2 protein-coding genes are annotated in these 1803 nt (G+C 74.7%); both read left to right on the top strand.

The annotated features are described in order from the left end of the window. Window positions 1–46 precede the first annotated feature (46 nt). The gene (locus tag E1258_RS32405; RefSeq protein WP_132407762.1) at window positions 47–1312 is read left to right on the top strand and encodes a bifunctional 3,4-dihydroxy-2-butanone-4-phosphate synthase/GTP cyclohydrolase II; all 1266 of its coding nucleotides are present in this window, start codon (window positions 47–49) and stop codon (window positions 1310–1312) included. Window positions 1313–1314: 2 nt separating this feature from the next. After that, the coding region (ribH, locus tag E1258_RS32410) for a 6,7-dimethyl-8-ribityllumazine synthase (RefSeq protein ID WP_132407764.1) at window positions 1315–1803 on the top strand (489 nt) is incomplete at its 3' end.

Raw genomic sequence — 1803 nt, forward strand, 5'->3', positions numbered from 1 at the left:
GCCCGGCCCCCACCGCCCTTCCGCCCACCTACTCGGAGGTCCCGGCATGACCACCCTCGCCAGCATCGAGCAGGCCGTCGCGGACATCGCCGCCGGCCGGCCCGTCGTCGTGGTCGACGACGCCGACCGGGAGAACGAGGGAGACCTGATCTTCGCGGCCGAGCTGGCCACCCCGGAGCTGGTCGCGTTCATGGTCCGGTACACCTCCGGCTACATCTGCGTGCCGCTGACCGAGGACGAGTGCGACCGGCTGGACCTGCCGCCCATGCACCACACCAACCAGGACCGCCGGGGCACCGCGTACACGGTCACGGTGGACGCCCGGGAGGGGATCGACACCGGCATCTCGGCGGCCGACCGGGCGCACACCATCCGGCTGCTCGCCGCCGCGTCCACCGGCCCGACCGACCTGGCCCGGCCGGGGCACGTGGTGCCGCTGCGCGCCCGCTCCGGCGGGGTGCTGCGCCGGCCGGGGCACACCGAGGCCGCGGTCGACCTGAGCCGGCTGGCCGGCGTGCGCCCGGCCGGCGTGCTCTGTGAACTGGTCAACGACGACGGCACCATGATGCGCCTGCCGGACCTGGAGAAGTTCTGCGCCGAGCACGGCCTGACCCTGGTCACCATCGCCGACCTGATCACCTACCGGCGGCGCACCGAGAAACAGGTCGAGCAGGTCGCGGCGGCCCGGATGCCCACCCCGTACGGGGTGTTCACGGCCGTGGGGTACCGCGCCGAGCACGATCCGGCCGAGCACGTCGCCCTGGTCATGGGTGACCTTGGCGACGGGCAGGACGTGCTGGTGCGGGTGCACTCCGAGTGCCTCACCGGCGACATCTTCGGCTCGCTGCGCTGCGACTGCGGGCCGCAGTTGCAGGCCGCGCTGGCCCGGGTCGCCCGGGAGGGCCGCGGGGTGGTGCTCTACGTGCGCGGGCACGAGGGGCGGGGGATCGGCCTGCTGCACAAGCTGCGGGCGTACCAGTTGCAGGACCTGGGCCGTGACACCGTGGACGCGAACCTCGACCTGGGGCTGCCGGCCGACGCCCGCGACTACGGCACCGGCGCGCAGATCCTCTACGACCTGGGCGTACGGTCGATGCGGCTGCTGACGAACAACCCGGCCAAGCGGGCCGGGCTGGAGGGGTACGGCCTGACCGTCACCGGCCGCGAGTCGCTGCCGATCCGGCCGCATCCGGAGAACGTGCGCTACCTGCGCACCAAGCGGGACCGGATGGGCCATCTGCTGGACGAGTTGGACGAGGTGACCGAGACCCCGCTGGGCCGCCCGGTCGCCAGCGACGAGATCGGAGCGTAGCGATGGCGGGTTTCGGTGAGCCCGGGGTGGCGGCGGTCGACGCGGCCGGGATGACGGTCGGCATCGTCGCCGCCCGCTGGCACGGCGAGCTGACCGACCACATGCTCGACCGGGCGGTGGCCGCCGCGCAGGAGTGCGGGGCGCGGCCCGTGGTGGCCCGGGTGGCCGGCTCGGTGGAGCTGCCGGTGGTGGCGCAGGCGATGGCCCGCCGCTTCGACGTGGTGGTCGCCCTCGGCGTGGTGGTGCGGGGGGCCACCGCCCACTTCGACTACGTGTGCAAGTCGGTGACCGAGGGGCTGACCCGGGTCGCCCTCGACGAGGGCAAGCCGGTGGCGCACGGGGTGCTCACGGTGGACACGATCGAGCAGGCCCGGGACCGGGCCGGGCTGCCCGGCTCCGCCGAGGACAAGGGCTGGTCGGCGACGGTGGCGGCGCTGGACGCGGCGCTGGCGGTACGCGGCCTGGACGCGGCGGCGGGCCACCGGGTCGGC

This window comes from Micromonospora sp. KC207 (assembly GCF_004348615.1).
Classification (GTDB): domain Bacteria; phylum Actinomycetota; class Actinomycetes; order Mycobacteriales; family Micromonosporaceae; genus Micromonospora.